Origin of the sequence: Pseudescherichia sp. (assembly GCF_031987975.1) — a bacterium.
Taxonomy (GTDB): Bacteria; Pseudomonadota; Gammaproteobacteria; order Enterobacterales; family Enterobacteriaceae; genus Pseudescherichia.
The window spans coordinates 235,765-257,046 of sequence record NZ_DALZYX010000008.1 but is presented as its reverse complement, the minus strand read 5'-3'; the positions used below and the strand labels follow the sequence as shown (position 1 = coordinate 257,046).

20 protein-coding genes are annotated in these 21,282 nt (G+C 59.8%); 18 read left to right on the top strand and 2 right to left on the bottom strand.

Features of this window, described 5'->3' with window-relative positions:
* Nucleotide 1: 1 nt before the first annotated feature.
* The 10 genes from nuoE (at nt 2) to nuoN (ending at nt 11,889) form a co-directional block, all read left to right on the top strand.
* Entirely contained in the window at nt 2–502 is a 501-nt protein-coding gene (gene nuoE, locus RTN40_RS16135; RefSeq protein WP_042389573.1) for an NADH-quinone oxidoreductase subunit NuoE, read from the top strand.
* Nucleotides 502–1,839 carry an NADH-quinone oxidoreductase subunit NuoF gene (gene nuoF, locus RTN40_RS16130; RefSeq protein WP_154058074.1) on the top strand — a complete coding sequence of 446 codons (1,338 nt, stop codon included), beginning with the start codon at nt 502–504 and terminating at the stop codon, nt 1,837–1,839. The genes nuoE and nuoF overlap by 1 nt, the downstream gene beginning before the upstream one ends.
* Nucleotides 1,840–1,870: 31 nt before the next feature.
* The gene (gene nuoG / locus RTN40_RS16125) at nt 1,871–4,597 is read left to right on the top strand and encodes an NADH-quinone oxidoreductase subunit NuoG (RefSeq protein ID WP_312229351.1); all 2,727 of its coding nucleotides are present in this window, start codon (nt 1,871–1,873) and stop codon (nt 4,595–4,597) included.
* A complete protein-coding gene (gene nuoH / locus RTN40_RS16120; RefSeq protein ID WP_312229350.1) occupies nt 4,594–5,571 on the top strand; it encodes an NADH-quinone oxidoreductase subunit NuoH in 978 nt (325 codons plus the stop codon). Before nuoG ends, nuoH begins: the two co-directional genes overlap by 4 nt.
* A gap of 14 nt (nt 5,572–5,585) precedes the next feature.
* Nucleotides 5,586–6,128 (top strand): NADH-quinone oxidoreductase subunit NuoI, encoded by a 543-nt coding sequence (nuoI, locus tag RTN40_RS16115; protein ID WP_268107331.1) that lies wholly within the window; start codon nt 5,586–5,588, stop codon nt 6,126–6,128.
* Nucleotides 6,129–6,139: 11 nt separating this feature from the next.
* On the top strand, nt 6,140–6,691 hold the full coding sequence (gene nuoJ, locus RTN40_RS16110; RefSeq protein WP_312229349.1) for an NADH-quinone oxidoreductase subunit J: 552 nt from the start codon (nt 6,140–6,142) through the stop codon (nt 6,689–6,691).
* On the top strand, nt 6,688–6,990 hold the full coding sequence (gene nuoK / locus RTN40_RS16105; protein ID WP_312212278.1) for an NADH-quinone oxidoreductase subunit NuoK: 303 nt from the start codon (nt 6,688–6,690) through the stop codon (nt 6,988–6,990). The genes nuoJ and nuoK overlap by 4 nt, the downstream gene beginning before the upstream one ends.
* Nucleotides 6,987–8,828, top strand: a complete 1,842-nt coding sequence (gene nuoL / locus RTN40_RS16100) for an NADH-quinone oxidoreductase subunit L (protein WP_312229348.1) — start codon at nt 6,987–6,989, stop codon at nt 8,826–8,828. The genes nuoK and nuoL overlap by 4 nt, the downstream gene beginning before the upstream one ends.
* Nucleotides 8,829–8,894: 66 nt before the next feature.
* Nucleotides 8,895–10,424, top strand: coding sequence for an NADH-quinone oxidoreductase subunit M (nuoM, locus tag RTN40_RS16095; protein WP_312229347.1), 1,530 nt, complete (start codon nt 8,895–8,897; stop codon nt 10,422–10,424).
* A 7-nt stretch (nt 10,425–10,431) separates the two neighbouring features.
* A complete protein-coding gene (gene nuoN, locus RTN40_RS16090; protein WP_312229346.1) occupies nt 10,432–11,889 on the top strand; it encodes an NADH-quinone oxidoreductase subunit NuoN in 1,458 nt (485 codons plus the stop codon).
* A gap of 62 nt (nt 11,890–11,951) precedes the next feature.
* On the opposite strand, the gene RTN40_RS16085 is transcribed toward nuoN, so the two are convergent.
* Both RTN40_RS16085 and rbn read right to left on the bottom strand, forming a co-directional pair.
* Nucleotides 11,952–12,956, bottom strand: a complete 1,005-nt coding sequence (locus tag RTN40_RS16085; protein ID WP_312229345.1) for a chemotaxis protein — start codon at nt 12,954–12,956, stop codon at nt 11,952–11,954.
* A gap of 75 nt (nt 12,957–13,031) precedes the next feature.
* Nucleotides 13,032–13,949: a ribonuclease BN gene (rbn, locus tag RTN40_RS16080; protein ID WP_312229344.1), complete on the bottom strand. Its 918-nt coding sequence runs from the start codon at nt 13,947–13,949 to the stop codon at nt 13,032–13,034.
* Nucleotides 13,950–14,009: 60 nt separating this feature from the next.
* On the opposite strand from rbn, the gene RTN40_RS16075 reads away from it, so the two are divergent.
* The 8 genes from RTN40_RS16075 to RTN40_RS16040 all read left to right on the top strand — a co-directional run bounded on the left by RTN40_RS16075 (nt 14,010) and on the right by RTN40_RS16040 (nt 21,274).
* On the top strand, nt 14,010–14,483 hold the full coding sequence (locus RTN40_RS16075) for a GNAT family N-acetyltransferase (RefSeq protein ID WP_312229343.1): 474 nt from the start codon (nt 14,010–14,012) through the stop codon (nt 14,481–14,483).
* 53 nt (nt 14,484–14,536) lie between these two features.
* Nucleotides 14,537–14,839 (top strand): stress response protein ElaB, encoded by a 303-nt coding sequence (gene elaB, locus RTN40_RS16070; RefSeq protein ID WP_312229342.1) that lies wholly within the window; start codon nt 14,537–14,539, stop codon nt 14,837–14,839.
* Between the two features lie 150 nt (nt 14,840–14,989).
* Nucleotides 14,990–16,660, top strand: a complete 1,671-nt coding sequence (menD, locus tag RTN40_RS16065) for a 2-succinyl-5-enolpyruvyl-6-hydroxy-3-cyclohexene-1-carboxylic-acid synthase (RefSeq protein ID WP_312229341.1) — start codon at nt 14,990–14,992, stop codon at nt 16,658–16,660.
* Entirely contained in the window at nt 16,657–17,415 is a 759-nt protein-coding gene (gene menH, locus RTN40_RS16060; RefSeq protein WP_312229340.1) for a 2-succinyl-6-hydroxy-2,4-cyclohexadiene-1-carboxylate synthase, read from the top strand. The genes menD and menH overlap by 4 nt, the downstream gene beginning before the upstream one ends.
* A 13-nt stretch (nt 17,416–17,428) precedes the next feature.
* Nucleotides 17,429–18,286: a 1,4-dihydroxy-2-naphthoyl-CoA synthase gene (gene menB / locus RTN40_RS16055; RefSeq protein ID WP_312229339.1), complete on the top strand. Its 858-nt coding sequence runs from the start codon at nt 17,429–17,431 to the stop codon at nt 18,284–18,286.
* The gene (menC, locus tag RTN40_RS16050) at nt 18,286–19,248 is read left to right on the top strand and encodes an o-succinylbenzoate synthase (protein ID WP_312229338.1); all 963 of its coding nucleotides are present in this window, start codon (nt 18,286–18,288) and stop codon (nt 19,246–19,248) included. Before menB ends, menC begins: the two co-directional genes overlap by 1 nt.
* Nucleotides 19,245–20,615 carry an o-succinylbenzoate--CoA ligase gene (gene menE, locus RTN40_RS16045; RefSeq protein WP_312229337.1) on the top strand — a complete coding sequence of 457 codons (1,371 nt, stop codon included), beginning with the start codon at nt 19,245–19,247 and terminating at the stop codon, nt 20,613–20,615. Before menC ends, menE begins: the two co-directional genes overlap by 4 nt.
* 116 nt (nt 20,616–20,731) lie before the next feature.
* Nucleotides 20,732–21,274 carry a YfaZ family outer membrane protein gene (locus RTN40_RS16040; protein WP_312229336.1) on the top strand — a complete coding sequence of 181 codons (543 nt, stop codon included), beginning with the start codon at nt 20,732–20,734 and terminating at the stop codon, nt 21,272–21,274.
* Nucleotides 21,275–21,282: the final 8 nt, after the last annotated feature.

Below are 21,282 nucleotides of genomic sequence, written 5' to 3'. Positions count from 1 at the left end.
TATGCACGAGAATCAACAACCACAGACCGAGGCTTTTGAGCTGAGTGCGGCAGAGCGTGATGCTATTGAGCACGAGAAGCACCACTACGAAGACCCGCGTGCGGCGTCCATCGAAGCGCTGAAAATCGTTCAGAAGCAGCGTGGCTGGGTGCCGGACGGGGCGATCTACGCCATCGCCGAGGTGCTGGATATTCCGGCCAGCGACGTAGAGGGTGTCGCCACCTTCTATAGCCAGATCTTCCGCCAGCCGGTAGGCCGTCACGTTATTCGCTACTGCGATAGCGTGGTGTGCCACATCACCGGTTACCAGGGCATCCAGGCCGCGATTGAGAAAAAGCTCGATATCAAGCCGGGACAGACAACCTTTGATGGCCGTTTCACCCTGCTGCCGACCTGCTGCCTGGGAAACTGCGACAAGGGGCCAACGATGATGATCGACGACGATACCCATAGCTATCTGACGCCGGAAGCCATCCCTGACCTGCTGGAGCAGTATAAATAATGAAAAACATTATCCTGACTCCTGAAACCCATCCGCTAACCTGGCGTCTGCGTGCTGACAAGCAGCCGGTCTGGCTGGATGAGTACCAGAGCAAAAACGGCTACGCCGGGGCGCGTAAGGCGCTCACCGGCATGGCACCCGATGAGATCGTTAACGCGGTGAAAGATTCGGGTCTGAAAGGGCGCGGCGGCGCGGGCTTCTCCACCGGTTTGAAGTGGAGCCTGATGCCGAAAGACGAATCCATGAACATCCGTTACCTGCTGTGTAACGCCGATGAGATGGAGCCGGGCACCTATAAAGACCGCCTGCTGATGGAGCAGCTTCCGCACCTGCTGGTAGAAGGGATGCTGATCTCCGCCTTCGCGCTGAAAGCGTACCGGGGCTATATCTTCCTGCGCGGCGAATACATTGAGGCTGCCGAGCGCCTGCGCCGCGCCATCGCCGAAGCGACCGAAGCGGGGCTGCTGGGTAAAAACATTCTCGGCACCGGCTTTGACTTCGAGCTGTTTGTCCACACCGGGGCAGGGCGCTACATCTGCGGCGAAGAGACGGCGCTGATCAACTCTCTGGAAGGCCGCCGCGCTAACCCGCGCTCCAAGCCACCGTTCCCGGCCAGCTCTGGAGTATGGGGCAAGCCGACCTGCGTGAACAACGTTGAAACCCTGTGCAACGTCCCGGCAATCCTTGCTAACGGCGTCGAGTGGTACCAGGGCATCTCGAAAAGCGAAGACAACGGTACCAAGCTGATGGGCTTCTCCGGCCGGGTGAAAAATCCGGGCGTCTGGGAGCTGCCGTTTGGTACCACCGCACGCGAGATCCTGGAAGACTACGCTGGCGGCATGCGTGATGGCCTGAAGTTCAAGGCCTGGCAGCCGGGCGGGGCGGGAACTGACTTCCTTACCGATGCGCACCTTGACCTGCCGATGGAGTTTGCCAGCATTGGCAAAGCCGGCAGTCGTCTGGGTACCGCGCTGGCGATGGCGGTAGACCACGAAATCAACATGGTGTCGCTGGTGCGTAACCTGGAAGAGTTTTTTGCCCGTGAATCCTGCGGCTGGTGTACGCCTTGCCGCGACGGCCTGCCGTGGAGCGTGAAGATCCTGCGCGCCCTTGAGCGCGGTGAAGGTCAGCCTGGCGATATCGAGACGCTTGAGCAGCTCTGTCGATTCCTGGGACCGGGTAAAACTTTCTGTGCCCATGCGCCAGGCGCGGTAGAGCCTCTGCAGAGTGCAATAAAATATTTCCGCGAAGAATTCGAAGCAGGCATCAAGCAGCAGTTTAGCAATACCCATCTGATCAACGGTATTCAGCCAAACCTGCTCAAGACGCGCTGGTGAGTTTACGATTTTTTAATTTGGAAGCACGCAAATGGCTACGATTCATGTAGACGGCAAAGATTACGAGGTCAACGGGGCGGACAACCTGCTACAGGCATGTCTCTCGTTAGGTCTTGATATTCCGTATTTTTGCTGGCATCCGGCGCTGGGAAGCGTCGGCGCTTGCCGCCAGTGTGCGGTGAAGCAGTACCAGAACGCGGAAGATACGCGCGGTCGGCTGGTGATGTCCTGTATGACGCCCGCGACGGACAACACCTTTATCTCTATCGATGACGAAGAGGCAAAGCAGTTCCGTGAGAGCGTCGTAGAGTGGCTGATGACCAACCACCCGCATGACTGTCCGGTCTGTGAAGAGGGCGGCAACTGCCACCTGCAGGATATGACCGTCATGACCGGTCATAGCTTCCGCCGCTATCGCTTTACGAAACGCACCCACCGTAACCAGGACCTGGGGCCATTCATCTCCCATGAGATGAACCGCTGCATCGCCTGCTACCGCTGCGTGCGCTACTACAAAGACTATGCTGACGGTACCGATCTGGGCGTCTACGGTGCGCATGACAACGTCTACTTTGGCCGCCCGGAAGATGGCGTGCTGGAGAGCGAGTTCTCCGGCAACCTGGTTGAGATCTGCCCCACCGGCGTCTTTACCGACAAAACGCACTCGGAGCGTTACAACCGTAAGTGGGATATGCAGTTTGCGCCGAGCATCTGCCAGCAGTGCTCGCTCGGCTGTAACACCAGCCCCGGCGAACGCTACGGCGAGCTGCGTCGTATCGAAAACCGCTATAACGGCACCGTTAACCACTACTTCCTCTGCGACCGCGGCCGTTTTGGCTACGGCTACGTGAATCTGAAAGATCGTCCGCGCCAGCCGGTTCAGCGCCGCGGCGACGATCTGATCGCCCTCAACGCCGAGCAGGCGATGCAGGGTGCGGCGGATATTCTGCGCCAGTCGAAGAAAGTGATCGGTATCGGCTCCCCGCGCGCCAGCGTTGAGAGCAACTTTGCCCTGCGTGAACTGGTAGGTGCAGAGAACTTCTATACCGGCATCGCCAAAGGTGAGCAGGAGCGTCTTGAGCTGGCCCTGAAGGTGCTGCGCGAAGGGGGCATCCATACTCCTGCGCTGCGCGAAATTGAGAGCTACGACGCGGTGCTGATCCTCGGTGAAGACCTTACCCAGACCGGCGCCCGTGCCGCGCTGGCGGTGCGTCAGGCGGTGAAAGGCAAAGCGCGTGAGATGGCTGCGGCCCAGAAAGTGGCCGACTGGCAGATCGCCGCGATCCTTAACATCGGCCAGCGTGCCAAGCATCCGCTGTTCGTGACCAACGTTGACAGCACCCGTCTGGACGATATCGCCGCATGGACCTACCGTGCCCCGGTAGAGGACCAGGCGCGCTTAGGCTTTGCCATCGCCAACGCGCTGGACGGTGCTGCGCCAGCGGTCGAGGGTATCGATCGCGATCTGCAGAACAAAATTGATGTGATTGTCCAGGCGCTGGCCGGGGCGAAAAAACCGCTGATTATCTCCGGCACCAACGCTGGCAGCGCCGAGGTGATCCAGGCGGCAGCGAACGTGGCCAAAGCCCTGAAGGGGCGCGGCGCGGACGTTGGCGTGACCATGATTGCCCGGGCGGTGAACAGCGTCGGCCTCGGTATGATCGGCGGCGGCTCCCTTGACGACGCCCTGAGCGAGCTGGAGAGCGGCGCGGCGGATGCCGTGGTGGTGCTGGAGAACGATCTCCATCGTCACGCCTCTGCGGCCCGCGTTGACGCTGCGCTCTCTAAAGCGCCGCTGGTAATGGTCATTGACCATCAGCGCACGGCGATCATGGATAAGGCACATCTGGTGCTGTCGGCGGCAAGCTTCGCCGAAAGCGACGGGACGGTGATCAACAACGAAGGCCGTGCCCAGCGCTTCTTCCAGGTTTACGATCCGGCCTACTACGACAGCAGCGCCGTGATGCTGGAGAGCTGGCGCTGGCTGCACTCCCTGCACAGCACCGTGCTGAACCGCGAGGTCGACTGGACCCAGCTCGATCACGTGATCGACGCCGCCATTGCCCAGCTGCCGCAGCTGACCGGTATCAAAGATGCCGCGCCGGATGCCAGCTTCCGCATTCGCGGCCAGAAACTGGCCCGTGAACCGCACCGCTACAGTGGCCGGACGGCGATGCGCGCCAATATCAACGTGCACGAGCCGCGTCAGCCGCAGGATAAAGACACCATGTTTGCCTTCTCAATGGAAGGGAACAACCAGCCGTCTGCACCACGCTCGCAAATTCCGTTTGCCTGGGCACCGGGCTGGAACTCACCGCAGGCGTGGAACAAGTTCCAGGCCGAAGTGGGGGGCAAACTGCGTCATGGCGATCCGGGCGTGCGTCTGATCGAAGCCTCTGCCAACGGGCTGGACTATTTCGATCGCGTACCGACGGGCTTCCAGGCGGAAGAGGGGAAATGGCGCGTGGCTCCGTACTACCATCTCTTCGGTAGCGACGAGATGTCCCAGCGCTCTCCGGTGTTCCAGACCCGGATGCCGCAGCCGTACATCAAGCTCAACCCGGCGGATGCCGCGAAGCTTGGCGTCAACGCGGGCGCGCAGGTTGCATTTAGCTATGAGGGCCAGACGGTAACCCTGCCGCTGGTGATCGCAGACGGTTTGACAGCAGGGCAGGTGGGCTTGCCAATGGGGATGCCGGGCATCGCACCGGTGCTGGCGGGCGCACGTCTTGAGAACTTGCAGGAGGCACAGCAATGAGTTGGTTAACACCGGAGCTGATTGATATCCTGATCGGCATTCTTAAGGCGTTGGCGATCCTGCTGGTGGTGGTCATCTGCGGCGCGTTCATGAGCTTTGCCGAGCGTCGTCTGCTCGGCCTGTTCCAGAACCGCTATGGACCGAACCGCGTAGGCTGGGGTGGCTCACTCCAGCTGGCGGCGGACATGATCAAGATGTTCTTTAAAGAGGACTGGATCCCGCGTTTCTCGGATCGCATGATCTTTACGCTTGCACCAATGATCGCCTTTACCTCGCTGCTGCTGGCCTTTGCCATTGTGCCGGTCAGCCCGACGTGGGTAGTCGCGGATCTCAACATCGGCATCCTGTTCTTCCTGATGATGGCAGGGCTGACGGTCTACGCAGTGCTGTTTGCCGGCTGGGCGAGTAACAACAAATACTCGCTGCTGGGGGCGATGCGCGCCTCAGCCCAGACGCTGAGCTACGAGGTGTTCCTCGGGCTGTCGCTGATGGGCGTGGTGGCGCAGGCCGGTTCATTTAACATGACCGACATCGTCAACAACCAGGCGCACCTGTGGAACATCATTCCCCAGTTCTTTGGTTTCATCACCTTTGCGATTGCAGGCGTTGCGGTCTGTCACCGACATCCGTTTGACCAGCCAGAGGCCGAGCAGGAGTTGGCGGACGGTTATCACATTGAATACTCCGGCATGAAGTTCGGTCTGTTCTTCGTGGGTGAGTATGTCGCTATCGTTACCGTGTCCGCGCTGATCGTCACCCTGTTCTTCGGTGGCTGGCACGGTCCGTTCTTACCTCCGTTCGTCTGGTTTGCCCTGAAAACAGCATTCTTCATGATGATGTTCATTTTGATTCGCGCAGCATTACCGCGTCCACGTTATGACCAGGTGATGTCCTTCGGCTGGAAAGTGTGCCTGCCGCTTACGCTAATCAACCTGCTGGTAACGGCGGCTGTCATTCTGTGGCAGGCGCAATAAGGGATGAAAAGACCATGACCTTAAAAGAGTTAATCGTAGGCTTCGGCACCCAGGTACGCAGTATCTGGATGATCGGCCTGCACGCGTTTGCCAAACGCGAAACCCGTATGTATCCGGAAGAGCCGGTTTATCTGCCGCCGCGCTACCGTGGCCGCATTGTATTAACCCGCGATCCGGACGGCGCAGAGCGCTGCGTTGCCTGTAACCTGTGTGCGGTAGCCTGTCCCGTAGGCTGTATTTCGCTGCAAAAAGCGGAAACCGTCGATGGCCGCTGGTATCCGGAATTTTTCCGTATCAACTTCTCACGCTGTATCTTCTGCGGCATGTGTGAAGAGGCCTGTCCGACTACCGCTATTCAGCTCACGCCAGACTTCGAGCTGGGCGAGTACAAGCGTCAGGACCTGGTGTACGAAAAAGAGGATCTGCTGATCTCCGGTCCGGGTAAATACCCGGAATATAACTTCTACCGGATGGCAGGTATGGCAATCGACGGCAAGGATAAGGGCGAGGCGGAGAACGAAGCCAAACCTATCGACGTCAAGGGCCTGTTACCGTAAGGAGAGGGGCAATGGAGTTCGCTTTTTATATCTGTGGCCTTATCGCCATCGTGACTACGCTACGCGTGATCACGCATACCAATCCGGTGCATGCGCTGCTGTACCTGATTGTCTCCCTGCTGGCCATTTCCGGGGTCTTCTTCTCCCTTGGCGCCTACTTCGCCGGTGCGCTGGAGATTATCGTCTACGCCGGGGCCATCATGGTGCTGTTTGTGTTCGTGGTGATGATGCTTAACCTTGGCGGAGCCGAAATCGAGCAGGAACGCCAGTGGCTGAAGCCGCAGGTATGGATCGGCCCTGGGCTGGTCTCTGCCGTACTGCTGGCGGTGATGATTTACGCCATTCTTACCGTTAACGATCAGGGCATTGACGGCACGTCGATTAGCGCGAAAGCGGTGGGCATCACGCTGTTTGGGCCATACGTTCTGGCGGTTGAGCTGGCGTCTATGCTGCTGCTGGCCGGTCTGGTTGTGGCCTTCCACGTTGGCCGCGAAGAGCGTCCGGGCGAGGTGCTCAGCAATCGTCCGGCGGATGCGAAAAGAAAAACGGAGGAGCACGTATGATCCCCTTACAACACGGATTGATCCTCGCCGCCGTTCTGTTTGTGCTCGGGCTGACGGGGCTTATCATCCGCCGCAACCTGCTGTTCATGCTGATCGGGCTGGAAATCATGATTAACGCCGCCGCGCTGGCTTTTGTCGTTGCGGGCAGCTACTGGGGCCAGACCGACGGCCAGGTGATGTATATCCTCGCGATTAGCCTCGCGGCCGCAGAGGCCAGCATTGGCCTGGCGCTGCTGCTCCAGCTGCATCGCCGTCGCCAGAACCTGAATATCGATTCAGTAAGTGAGTTGCGTGGATGAACATGCTTGCCTTAACCATTATTTTGCCATTGATTGGCTTCCTGCTTCTGTCGTTTTCCCGTGGCCGCTGGTCGGAAAACCTCTCCGCTGCGGTGGGGATGGGTTCTGTAGGGCTGGCGGCGCTGGTAACGGCGATTGCGGGCGTTGACTTCTTTAACAACGGACGCGAAGCGTTCAGCCAGCCGCTGTGGACCTGGATGGCAGTAGGCGATTTCAACATCGGCTTCAACCTGGTGCTGGACGGCCTGTCGCTGACCATGCTCTCGGTGGTCACCGGCGTTGGCTTCCTGATCCACATGTTTGCCTCCTGGTACATGCGCGGGGAGGAGGGCTACTCCCGCTTCTTCGCCTACACCAACCTGTTCATCGCGAGCATGGTGGTGCTGGTGCTGGCGGACAACCTGCTGCTGATGTACCTCGGCTGGGAAGGCGTGGGTCTCTGCTCCTATCTGCTGATCGGCTTCTACTACACCGATCCGAAGAACGGCGCGGCAGCAATGAAAGCGTTCGTTGTAACCCGCGTGGGTGACGTCTTCCTCGCTTTCGCCCTGTTCATCCTCTACACCGAGCTGGGCACGCTGAACTTCCGTGAGATGGTCGAGCTGGCACCTGCGCACTTCGAAGCGGGTAACAATATGCTGACGTGGGCGACGCTGATGCTGCTGGGCGGTGCGGTGGGTAAATCCGCACAGCTGCCGTTGCAGACCTGGCTGGCAGACGCGATGGCTGGTCCGACACCGGTCTCGGCGCTGATCCATGCCGCAACGATGGTGACCGCCGGTGTCTATCTGATCGCCCGTACCCACGGCCTGTTCCTGATGACGCCGGAGATCCTGCATCTGGTCGGTATCATTGGCGCGATTACTCTGGTGCTGGCCGGTTTTGCGGCGCTGGTACAGACCGACATCAAACGCGTTCTCGCTTACTCCACCATGAGCCAGATTGGCTACATGTTCCTCGCGCTGGGCGTGCAGGCATGGGATGCGGCGATTTTCCATCTGATGACCCACGCGTTCTTTAAAGCGCTGCTGTTCCTCTCGTCCGGTTCGGTGATCCTTGCTTGCCACCATGAGCAGAACATCTTCAAGATGGGCGGGCTGCGTAAGTCGATTCCGCTGGTCTACGTCTGCTTCCTGGTAGGCGGCGCGGCGCTGGCGGCCCTGCCGCTGATTACCGCGGGCTTCTTCAGTAAGGATGAGATCCTTGCCGGAGCGATGGCTAACGGTCATATCAACCTGATGGTGGCGGGCCTGGTCGGTGCGTTCATGACCTCGCTTTATACCTTCCGGATGATCTTTATCGTCTTCCACGGCAAAGAGCAGATCCATGCCCACGCAGGGAAGGGGATCACCCACCACCTGCCGCTGCTTGTACTGCTGGTGCTCTCGACCTTTGTTGGGGCGATGATTGTACCGCCGCTGCAGGGCGTGCTCCCGGATACCACCGAGCTTGAACACGGTCGCGTACTGACCCTGGAAATCACATCGGGCGTGGTGGCTATCGCCGGGATCCTGATAGCCGCATGGCTGTGGTTAGGCAAGCGTACGCTGGTGACTTCCATTGCCAACAGCGCGCCGGGCCGTCTGCTGGGTACCTGGTGGTACAACGCCTGGGGCTTCGACTGGTTGTACGACAAAATCTTCGTTAAGCCTTTCCTCGGCATTGCGTGGCTGATTAAGCGCGATCCGCTGAATGCAGTGATGAACACGCCGGCTATTCTCTCCCGCTTTGCTGGAAAAGGCCTGCTGTTCAGCGAAAACGGACAGCTACGCTGGTATGTGGCATCCATGAGCGTTGGTGCGGTCGTGGTGCTTGCCCTGCTGGTGGTATTGCGTTAATCGGTAAGCCCGGTAAGCGCTAGCGCCACCGGGCAATTTAGACTTTAACAAGGAACAAATATCGCCATGTTATTACCCTGGCTAATACTGATTCCCTTTATCGGCGGCTTCCTGTGCTGGCTGACTGAACGCTTCGGCGTGAAAGTGCCGCGCTGGATCGCGCTGGTAACAATGGGGCTGACGCTGGCGCTCTCTCTGCAGCTTTGGATGCAGGGCGGCTATTCGCTTACCCAGGCTTCGGGCCTGCCGCAGTGGCAATCGGAGTTTGTGCTGCCGTGGATCCCACGCTTCGGCATCACTATTCACCTGGCGCTGGACGGCCTGTCGCTGTTGATGGTGGTGCTGACCGGCTTCCTTGGCGTGCTGGCGGTTCTCTGCTCATGGCGTGAGATCGAAAAGTACCAGGGCTTCTTCCACCTCAACCTGATGTGGATCCTGGGCGGCGTGATCGGCGTGTTCCTTGCCATCGACATGTTCCTGTTCTTCTTCTTCTGGGAGATGATGCTGGTGCCGATGTACTTCCTGATCGCGCTCTGGGGCCACAAGGCCTCCGACGGTAAAACGCGTATCACGGCGGCCACCAAATTCTTCATCTATACCCAGGCGAGCGGGCTGGTGATGCTGATTGCAATCCTCGGGCTGGTGTTTGTCCACTACAGCGCCACTGGCGTCTGGACCTTCAACTACGAGCTGCTGCTGAACACCCCGATGTCCCACGGCGTGGAATACCTGCTGATGCTGGGCTTCTTCCTCGCCTTTGCGGTGAAAATGCCGGTGGTACCGCTGCACGGCTGGCTGCCGGACGCACACTCTCAGGCACCGACCGCGGGTTCCGTTGACCTCGCAGGGATTTTGCTGAAAACCGCCGCCTACGGTCTGCTGCGCTTTGCGCTGCCGCTGTTCCCCAACGCCTCTGCCGAGTTTGCGCCTATCGCCATGTGGCTGGGTGTGATCGGTATCTTCTACGGCGCGTGGATGGCCTTTGCCCAGACCGATATCAAACGTCTGATTGCCTACACCTCCGTCTCCCATATGGGCTTCGTGCTGATCGCCATCTATACCGGCAACCAGCTGGCCTACCAGGGCGCGGTGATCCAGATGATTGCTCACGGTCTTTCTGCGGCCGGTCTGTTCATCATCTGTGGCCAGCTCTATGAGCGCCTGCACACCCGTGATATGCGCATGATGGGCGGTTTGTGGAGCAAGATTAAGTGGCTGCCAGCCTTGTCGATGTTCTTTGCCGTTGCCACCCTTGGGATGCCGGGTACCGGTAACTTCGTGGGCGAGTTTATGATCCTTTTCGGCAGCTACGGCGTCGTACCGGTCATTACCGTTATCTCGACCTTTGGTCTGGTTTTCGCCTCGGTTTACTCGCTGGCGATGCTGCACCGCGCCTACTTCGGTAAGGCGAAGAGTGAAATTGCCGCTAAAGATCTGCCAGGGATGTCGCTGCGTGAGCTGTTCATCATCCTGCTGCTGGTGGTACTTCTGGTACTGCTTGGCTTCTATCCGCAGCCGATTCTGGATACCTCGCACTCTGCGATGAGCAATATCCAGCAGTGGTTTGTTAATTCCGTTACTACTACAAGGCCGTAAAGCGCATATGACTCTTACTCCACAACACCTGATCGCGCTGCTACCGCTGCTGATCGTCGGATTGACGGTGGTGGTTGTGATGCTCTCCATTGCGTGGCGACGCAACCACTTCCTGAACGCCACGATCGCCGTTGTCGGCCTGAACGCCGCGCTGGTTTCACTCTGGCTGGTGGGCCAGGCGGGCGCAATGGACGTGACGCCGCTAATGCGCGTTGACGGCTTCTCCATGCTCTATACGGGTCTGGTCCTGCTGGCGAGCCTTGCGACCTGTACCTTTGCCTACCCGTGGCTGGAAGGGTATAAAGACAATAAAGAGGAGTTCTATCTGCTGGTGCTGATTGCCGCCCTTGGTGGCATTCTGCTGGCCAACGCTAACCATCTGGCAGCGCTGTTCCTCGGCATTGAACTGATCTCCCTGCCACTGTTTGGCCTGATTGGCTATGCTTTCCGCCAGAAACGCTCTCTGGAAGCGAGCATCAAGTACACCATCCTCTCTGCCGCAGCATCGTCGTTCCTGCTGTTCGGTATGGCGCTGGTGTATGCCAACTCCGGCAACCTGTCGTTCCTGGCAATTGGTAAGAGCCTCGGTGACGGTATGCTGCACGAGCCGCTGCTGCTTATCGGTCTCGGCCTGATGATCGTCGGTCTTGGCTTCAAGCTGTCACTGGTGCCGTTCCATCTCTGGACGCCAGACGTCTACCAGGGCGCACCTGCTCCGGTCTCCACCTTCCTGGCGACCGCCAGCAAGATCGCCATCTTTGGCGTGGTGATGCGTCTGTTCCTCTACGCACCGGTGGGTGAGAGCGAAGCGGTTCGCGTGGTGCTGGGCGTTATTGCCTTTGCCTCGATCATCTTCGGTAACCTGATGGCGCTGAGCCAGACCAACATCAAGCGTCTGCTTGGCTACTCCTCTATCTCTCACCTCGGCTACCTGCTGGTGGCGCTAATTGCCCTGCAGAGCGGCGAGATGTCGATGGAGACGGTGGGTGTCTACCTGGCAGGCTACCTGTTCAGCAGCCTCGGCGCGTTCGGCGTGGTGAGCCTGATGTCCAGCCCGTACCGTGGCCCGGATGCCGACTCGCTCTACTCCTACCGCGGTCTGTTCTGGCACCGTCCGATCCTCTCTGCGGTGATGACGGTGATGATGCTCTCCCTGGCGGGGATCCCGATGACGCTTGGCTTTATCGGTAAATTCTACGTGCTGGCGGTGGGTGTGAATGCCCACCTGTGGTGGCTGACGGCGGCAGTGGTAATCGGCTCGGCCATTGGTCTCTACTACTACCTGCGCGTGGCAGTAAGCCTCTATCTCAGCGCGCCGCAGCAGCTTAACCGCGATGCGCCGTCGGACTGGGCCTACAGCGCGGGCGGGATCGTAGTGCTGATCTCTGCCCTGCTGGTGCTGCTGCTGGGTGTCTATCCGCAGCCGCTAATCAGCCTGGTACAGATGGCCCAGCCGCTGATGTAACCGTGCTGTAATACTAATAAAAAACGCCGACTTGTCGGCGTTTTTTTATGTCCTTCGGTAGGCTATACCGCCTGCTTGTGGCTGATCAGCGGACCGTTGGCCTTGCTTGCCGCACGATCCAGTACCTCTTTCAGCACCGCCGACAGCTCGGTCACTTCAAACTTGGCGACGTAGCCGTCGGCCTGTACCTTACGGACGTGGTCCTCATTGGCGCTGCCGGAGAGCGAGGAGTGGATCACCACCGGAATGTGCTTCAGGCGCGGGTCGGTCTTGATTTTGCGCGTCAAGGTAAAGCCGTCCATCTCTGGCATCTCGAGGTCGGTCAGCACCATGGCAATCTTATCGCTCACCGGTACGCCTTCTGCTTCCGCCTGCTGGGCAAGCAGCTGGATCTTCTCCCATGCGTCTTTGCCGGTTATGTGCATCTGGTTCGGGATCTGCATCGTCTCCAGTCCCTTCTCCAGCATCGCGCGTGCTACCTTTGAGTCCTCGGCGACGATCGCTACCGCGCCCGGTTTGATATTGAATTTCTGCACTGCGGCATTGTTGGCGTGCACGTCATGATCGGACGGCACAATATCATAGAGGATCTGCTCAACGTCCAGCACCAGCGCCAGGTTGTTGGTGTCTTTTTCCTCGTCGAGGCAGGCGATACTGGTAATGTAGCGGCCGTTAATCGCTTTTTCCGCCGTATGTACCTGCTTCCAGTCCAGACGGGTGATGTTCTCAACCGACTCGACGGCAAACGCCTGCACGCTGCGGGCGTACTCGGTAATCAGCAGAATGTTCAGGCCGGTGGTGGGTTTGCAGCCAGCCACGGCAGGGAGGTCAATAACTGGGATCACCTGATCGCGAATATTGACCATTCCCAGCAGGGGCGATTTCATCCCGGCAGGGCGGGTAAACACAGGCATGGGGACAATTTCACGCAGCTTAAATACGTTGATGCCGTAGAGTTCTGATTTCTGTTCATGTTGTGACGTGCCAAGGCGAAACAGTAACAGCTCAAAGCGGTTGGACAGGGTGAGATTGGCCCTGTCGTCAATATCTTTCTGGAAACTATCCATTATGCCCTCAGAGTGAAGTACCTGCGTTTAGACAGTTATCGGCACGCTGGGGAAAAAGTGGAGGCGCGTTTTACATCAAATTGCTACCACCGCAAAATCCTCGGCCAGCAGCGTCTCAGGGAAGATGACCTGACACTCCGCCAGCAGTCTCTGGCAGCCCTCGACATCGTAGCGTGAGCTGATGTGCGTCATAATCAGCCTGCCTACGCCTGCCTCCTGCGCCAGCTGTGCCGCCTGACGCGTCGAGCTGTGGCCCCGGCTATTGGCCTTCGCCTCCATTTCCGCTTCCAGCGTCGTTTCATGCACCATCACGTCTACGCCCCGGGCCAGCGTCAGCGCGCCGGAGCAGGGAGCGGTGTCGCCAAACATCGCCAGCTTTTTTCCCGGCACGGCGGGGGCAAGAAAATCTTTGCCGTTAATGCGTCGGCCATCTTCCAGCGTAACGCTCTCGCCGGCTTTCAAACGCTGAAACAGCGGGCCGGGCTTAACGCCCTGTGCCATCAACGCGGCGGCATCGAGCGCGCCGGGTTTGTCGTGCTCTTCGATGCGATAGCCGTAACACTCTACGGGATGGTTAAGGGCAACGGCGGTGACGCGGCGCAGGCCATCATCCACCACCGAACCCGCTTCTATCTCCACTACCGTTAACGGATAGTCGGTCCAGGAGCCGCTCAGGCGCAGCGCTGTATCGATAAACTCCCGCAACCCTTTAGGACCATAGATAGTCAGCGGATGGACGTTTCCCGCCATTGAGCGGCTGCAAAGCAGGCCCGGCAGGCCAAAGATGTGATCTCCGTGGAGATGGGTAATGAATATGCGATCCAGTTTGCCGGGATGCCAGGCAGTACGCTGCATCTGCTGCTGGGTACCTTCTCCACAGTCAATCAGCCACAGCGCGGGCTGGGTCGGGTGACGGAGATTGAGCAGCGTCGCGCTGACGTTTCGCGTGCGCGAGGGGACGCCTGCCGAAGTGCCTAAAAATATCAGTTCCATATGCGCTCTGGGTCGGTAAAAGCCTTATTATAGCGAGCTACGCATAAAAAGGAGCGCACCATGATCCGCTGGCAAGACCTGCATCATTCTGAACTAACCGTCCCTGAACTCTACGCCCTGCTGAAGCTGCGCTGTGAAGTTTTCGTCGTTGAGCAGAACTGCGTCTATCTCGACGTGGATGGCGACGATCTGGTTGGTGAAAACCGTCACCTGCTGGGCTGGCAGGATAATCAGCTGGTGGCGTATGCGAGGATTCTGAAAAGCGAGGATGATTTTGCTCCAGTGACCATTGGCCGCGTCATCGTTAGCGCTGCGGTGCGGGGAGAAAAACTCGGTTACCAACTGATGGAGAGGGCGGTTGCCCGCTGTAACCAAAACTGGCCGCAAAGCCCGATATATCTGGGCGCGCAGGCACATCTACAGAACTTCTATCGCCACTTTGGCTTTGTTCCAGTGACCGACGTCTATGATGAAGATGGCATCCCACATATTGGTATGGCGCGTGAAATGACACCTAAAGTTGACCAGGCGTAACCGCAAGTCATTGTCTATAGTTAGCTGACAGGTGCAAAACATGGAGAAACCTAATGTCTAACCAATTTACGAGTACCCGTATCGATGACGACCTGACCCTGCTAAGCGACACGCTGGAAGAAGTGCTACGCTCCTCCGGCGATCCGGCCGACCAGAAATATGTCGAGCTGAAAGCACGCGCCGAGCAGGCCCTGCACGATGTGAAAACCCGCGTTAGCCAGGCATCTGACACCTATTACGTGCGTGCTAAGCAGGCGGCGTACCGTGCAGATGATTACGTGCATGAAAAACCGTGGCAGGGCGTTGGTATTGGTGCCGCGGCGGGTCTGGTTTTAGGTCTGCTGCTGCGTCGCTAATACTGCGTAACGCGCTTCCCGACGCGGGCGCTGTCTTAAGGGCAGCGCCCGCTGTTTTTTCTCGCTTCCTCACGCCTTACCGATTTACATCAAAAATCCCGCCTCTACGTTTCCGTATACTGGTCCGTATTCTTGATACCGGACAAACTCATGTCAGCAAGCTCATTCAACCGGCGCTGGGCGGAGGTTATCCTCGAAACGCTGGCGCGGCACGGGGTCAGACACGTCTGCATCGCGCCCGGCTCCCGCTCAACGCCGCTCACCCTGGCGGCTGCGCAGAATAAGGCCTTTATCCACCACACCCATTTTGACGAACGCGGATTGGGCCATCTGGCACTCGGGCTGGCAAAGGCCAGCCAGCAGCCGGTGGCGGTAATTGTCACCTCTGGTACGGCGGTGGCGAATCTCTATCCAGCGCTTATCGAAGCCGGATTGACAGGTGAAAAGCTGATTTTGCTGACTGCCGATCGCCCGCCAGAGCTTATTGACTGCGGTGCGAATCAGGCGATCCGTCAGCCGGGCATGTTTGCTTCTCATCCGGCACAGACAGTCGCGCTGCCGCGTCCGGCCCAGGAGATCCCGGCCCGCTGGCTGGTCTCTACGCTGGATAACGCGCTTGGCGCGCTGCACGGTGGTGCGGTGCATATCAACTGTCCCTTTGCGGAACCGCTTTACGGCGAGCTGGATGACTCCGGCCTTGAGTGGCAGCGCACGTTGGGCAACTGGTGGCAGAGCGGCCGACCCTGGCTGCGGGAGGATATCCGTCGCCAGAGCGAAAAACAGCGGGACTGGTTCTTCTGGCGGCAGAAGCGCGGCGTTGTGGTGGCCGGGCGGATGAGTGCCGCCGAGGGCAAACGGGTGGCGGAGTGGGCACAAACGTTGGGATGGCCTCTGATAGGTGACGTACTCTCCCAAACCGGGCAGCCGCTGCCCTGCGCCGATCTGTGGCTGGGCAACGCCAGCGCGGTGAGCGAGCTGGCCGAGGCGCAGATTGTCATTCAGCTGGGCAGCAGCCTGACCGGAAAACGGCTGTTACACTGGCAGGCGACCTGTACCCCCGAAGAGTATTGGCTGGTTGATAACATTGCAGGCCGTCTCGATCCGGCGCACCATCGCGGACGGCGGCTGCTATCCGGCATCGGCGAGTGGTTGGCCCTGCACCCCGCAGAAAAACGCCATCCGTGGTATACGACCCTCTCACCCCTGGCGGAGCAGGCCTGGCAGGCTGCCACTGCCCGGCGTGAAACCTTTGGCGAAGCGCAGCTGGCACACCGCCTGGCGGAGTTTCTGCCGCAGCAGGGGCAGCTTTTCCTCGGCAATAGCCTGGTCGTGCGTCTGGTGGATGCCCTCGGACAGCTGCCTGCGGGCTATCCGGTGTACAGCAACCGAGGGGCCAGCGGCATTGACGGTCTGCTCTCTACCGCTGCCGGGGTGCAGCGCGCCACCGCAAGGCCGACGCTGGCCCTGGTGGGCGATCTCTCAGCTCTCTACGATCTCAACGCGCTGGCGCTGCTGCGCCAGGTCTCTGCCCCCTTTGTGCTGATCGTGGTGAACAACAACGGCGGGCAGATCTTCTCTCTGCTACCGACCCCGCAGGCCGAGCGCGAGCAGTTCTACCTGATGCCGCAGAACGTTCACTTTGACCATGCGGCGGCGATGTTCGGTCTGGCCTACCACCGCCCAGAGAGCTGGGCAGGGCTGGAGACGGCGCTCACGGGAGCCTGGCGCACGCCGCAGGCGACGCTTATTGAGGTGGTGGTTGATCCGCAGGCGGGGGCGCAAACCTTGCAGCAGCTCCTTGCCCAGGTGAGCCAGCTATGATCCTCCACGCGGTGGCGAAAGCGGGACAGGCCGAGCTGCCCTGGCTGGTATTCTTGCACGGCTTCGCTGGCGATTGCCGGGAGTGGATGACAGTAGGGGAGCGTTTCTCCCGCCACCCTCGGCTCTATATCGATCTTCCCGGTCACGGCGGTTCATCGGCGGTTTTCGCACGCGACTTTGATGAAGTGTGTTTGCAGCTGAGCGCCACCCTTGTTAGTTACAACATACTTAAGTGCTGGCTGGTGGGATACTCCCTCGGCGGGCGCATCGCCATGTTTTTCGCTTGCCAGCATCCCGCTGGATTAGAAGGCGCGATCGTGGAGGGAGCGCATCCAGGGCTAACCCATGCCGCTGCTCGCGAGGCACGCTGGCTCTCTGATGCCCGCTGGGCGCAGCGCTTCCGTCATGAACCGCTTTCAGACGTCTTTACCGACTGGTATCGACAGCCGGTTTTTGCCGGGCTGAGTGCATTACAGCGCCATGAGCTGGTGACGCTACGCAGCGAAAACAGCGGCGCGGCGCTGGCTGCGATGCTGGAGGCCACCTCGCTGGCGGTGCAGCCCGATCTCCGTCCGGCGCTGCACCGGTGCCATTTCCCCTTTCACTATCTGTGCGGCGAGCACGATCGCAAATTCCGCGCCCTCGGCGCAGAGCTTGCGGCCTCCTGCCAGCTGATTAACAACGCCGGACACAACGCCCACCGGGAAAACCCTGGCGGGACGGCGGCCTGTCTGGCGCATATTTTGCGCTACTGATTAAGGAACCCTGATGATCTACCCCGATGAATCCATGCTTTATGCGCCGGTTGAGTGGCAGGACTGCTCTGAAGGCTACAGCGATATTCGCTACCACAAATCCTCTGACGGCATTGCCAAAATCACCATCAACCGCCCGCAGGTGCGCAATGCGTTTCGCCCTCTGACGGTGAAAGAGATGCTCCAGGCGCTGGCGGACGCCCGCTACGATGATGCGGTTGGGGTGATTATCCTCACCGGCGAAGGTGAAAAAGCCTTCTGTGCCGGGGGCGACCAGAAGGTACGCGGCGACTATGGCGGCTATCAGGACGATTCCGGAGTGCACCACCTTAACGTGCTCGACTTCCAGCGCCAGATCCGCACCTGTCCGAAACCGGTGGTGGCGATGGTAGCGGGCTACTCGATCGGCGGCGGACATGTGTTGCATATGATGTGCGATCTGACCATTGCGGCAGAGAACGCGATATTCGGCCAGACCGGCCCAAAGGTAGGCTCATTCGACGGCGGCTGGGGCGCGGCATACATGGCCCGCATCGTTGGGCAGAAAAAGGCGCGTGAAATCTGGTTCCTGTGCCGTCAGTACGACGCGCAGCAGGCACTGGATATGGGGCTGGTCAATACCGTGGTGCCGATTGCCGACCTGGAGAGAGAGACGGTGCGCTGGTGCCGTGAGATGCTGCAAAACAGCCCGATGGCGCTGCGTTGCCTGAAGGCGGCCCTCAACGCCGACTGCGACGGCCAGGCAGGTCTCCAGGAGCTGGCGGGCAATGCCACCATGCTCTTCTACATGACCGAAGAGGGGCAGGAGGGGCGCAACGCCTTCAACGAGAAGCGCCAGCCTGATTTCAGTAAATTTAAACGGAACCCGTAATGCGTCGGGCGCAGGTTTACCGCTGGCAGCTCCCGATGGATGCGGGGGTCGTGCTGCGCGAGCGGCGGCTGAAAACTCGCGAGGGTCTCTATCTCTGCCTGAGTGACGGCAATCGTGAAGGATGGGGCGAAATTTCACCTCTGCCGGGTTTCAGCCATGAAACCCGTGACGAAGCGGAGATCTCCCTGCTGGCGTGGGTTGAGCGTTGGTTACAGGGCGCAGAGACGCTACCGGAGATGCCGTCGGTAGCCTTTGGCATTAGCTGCGCGCAGGCGGAGCTGGCCGGAAACTTGCCTGAGAGGGCGGACTACCGCGCCGTGCCGCTCTGCACCGGCGATCCTGATGAGCTGGTGTTACAGCTGGCTAAAATGTCTGGCGAGAAGGTCGCGAAGGTGAAGGTTGGCCTCTATGAAGCGGTCCGCGACGGCATGGTGGTCAATCTCCTCCTCGAAGCGGTACCTGAACTTAAGCTGCGGCTGGACGCTAACCGCGCCTGGACCCCACAAAAAGCGCAGCAGTTCGCGAAGTATGTTCATCCGGAGCATCGCGGCCGCATCGCTTTTCTGGAGGAGCCGTGCCGAACTCGTGCCGACTCGTTAGCCTTTGCTCGCGACACCGGGATCGCCATCGCCTGGGATGAGAGCCTGCGCGAGGCTGATTTTGCGTTTGTCGCAGAGGCGGGGGTCAAGGCGGTGGTAATCAAGCCGACGCTTACCGGCGCGCTGGAGAAGGTGTGTCATCAGGTGCAGGTCGCTCACGCGCTGGGGATGACGGCGGTAATCAGCTCTTCCATTGAGTCAAGCCTCGGCCTGACCCAGCTGGCGCGAATTGCCGCCTGGCTGACGCCGCAGACCATCCCGGGTCTCGACACGCTGAGTCTGATGCAGGCCCAGCAGGTTCGCCGCTGGCCGGGCAGCGCTCTACCGTGCCTTGATATTGCCTCCCTGGAGCCGCTGCGATGATGTTTGCCGACTGGCCCTGGCGCCACTGGTGTAGGCTGCGGGGCGATGCCGCCGCCGTGCGTTTGAATAACGAAACGCTAAGCTGGCGTGTGCTCTGTGCGCGCATCGATGCGCTGGCGGCGGGCTTTACCCTGCAGAACGTTCGGCCTGGAGATGGCGTGCTGCTGCGCGCGGACAACTCACCGCAGACGCTGCTGGCCTGGCTGGCGCTGCTCCAGTGCGGGACGCGGGTGCTGCATATCAATCCTCAATTGCCTGAGGCGCTGTTGACAGCGCTGCTGTCGCCGCTTTCGTTACAACATACATTGAGTTTTGATAATAACTGTCACGCCACTGGGCTTCCGGCGCTCGTCATGGGCGAAGCAGAGGGCGATGGAGACGCCTCGTGGCAGCCGCAGCGACTGGCTTCCATGACCTTAACCTCTGGTTCTACCGGCCTGCCGAAGGCAGCGGTACATACTGCTGCCGCGCATCTGGCCAGCGCGCGAGGTGTGCTGGCCCTGCTCCCCTATGGTCAGGAGGATGACTGGCTGCTCTCCCTGCCGCTGTTTCACGTTTCCGGTCAGGGGATCCTGTGGCGCTGGCTGCTGGCAGGAGGGCGGCTGACGGTACGCGACAAACAGCCTCTGGCACAGGCACTGGAGGGGTGTACCCACGCCTCGCTGGTACCAACCCAGCTCTGGCGCCTGTTGGAGGAGAGCGCCAGCGTAAGCCTTAAGGCTGTTTTACTGGGAGGCGCGGCCATTCCGGTTGAGCTTACCACTCGCGCCCGCGAACAAGGGATCCGCACCTGGTGCGGCTACGGACTGACCGAGTTTGCCTCTACGGTGTGTGCAAAAATAGCCGACGGCGAGCCGGACGTTGGCCAGCCGCTGCCGGGGCGCGAGGTGCGGATCGTCAACGGCGAAGTGTGGCTGCGCGGCGAGAGCATGGCCGCAGGCTACTGGCGTCATGGCGAGCTTATTCCGCTAGTTAACGGCGAGGGCTGGTTTGCCACTCGCGATCGCGGCGTGCTGAGCGACGGGCGGCTAAGCATTCTTGGGCGCATAGATAATCTTTTCTTTAGCGGTGGGGAGGGGATCCAGCCTGAGGAGGTGGAGCGGGTCATTGTCGCTCATCCCCACGTGCAGCAGGCGTTTGTGGTGCCGCTGGCCGATCGCGAATTTGGTCAGCGTCCGGTGGCCGTGGTGGCGTGCAGTAGCGGCTTTGCTATCGACGCGCTGGCGGAGTGGGTCAGTGGCAAACTCGCTCGCTTCCAACAGCCCGTGCACTGGCTGGCCCTGCCCGAGCGCCTTAACGGCGGGGGGATTAAAATTTCCCGCCGGTCGCTGGCCGACTGGGTGCAGCAGACTCTGCGCGACGGATAGCGCTTCCCCTGCGTCGCTAAACCGTGTAAAACACTTTTCGCCCATCGGCAGGGCGTAAAGGCTTGTACACTGTGCCGGTTTTGGGGCGTATTACATTTTTAGTATGGAAAAGGGCAATGGATAAAAGAATTTTGTGGGGAGTGGCCAGCCTGATGCTGGTATCAGCATCGGCCAGCGCGCTGAGCCTTAGCGGTCAGGCGGGGGAAAACTACACCAACCTGGCGGCCGGGTTTGGGACCGAAACCAGCGGCCTGGCGTTAAGCGGCAACTGGACGCACAGCGATGACGACGGCGACGCTGCGGGTCTGGGGCTGGGCCTGAATATTCCGCTCGGGCCGTTGCTGGCCACCGTTGGCGGCAAAGGTATCTATACCAACCCGAACGACGGTGATGAAGGCTATGCCGCAGCGGTCGGCGGCGGCCTGCAGTGGCCGATCGGCGACAGCTTCCGCCTGTTTGGCGAGTACTACTACTCTCCAGATTCGCTCTCCAGCGGTATCGACAGCTATCAGGAAGCCAACGCCGGTGCGCGCTGGACTATCATGCGTCCGCTGAGCATTGAAGCCGGCTATCGTTACCTGAACCTGGCAGGTAAAGACGGCAACCGTGATAACGCACTTGCCGATGGCCCTTACGTTGGGGTTAGCGCCAGCTTCTAATCTCCCGG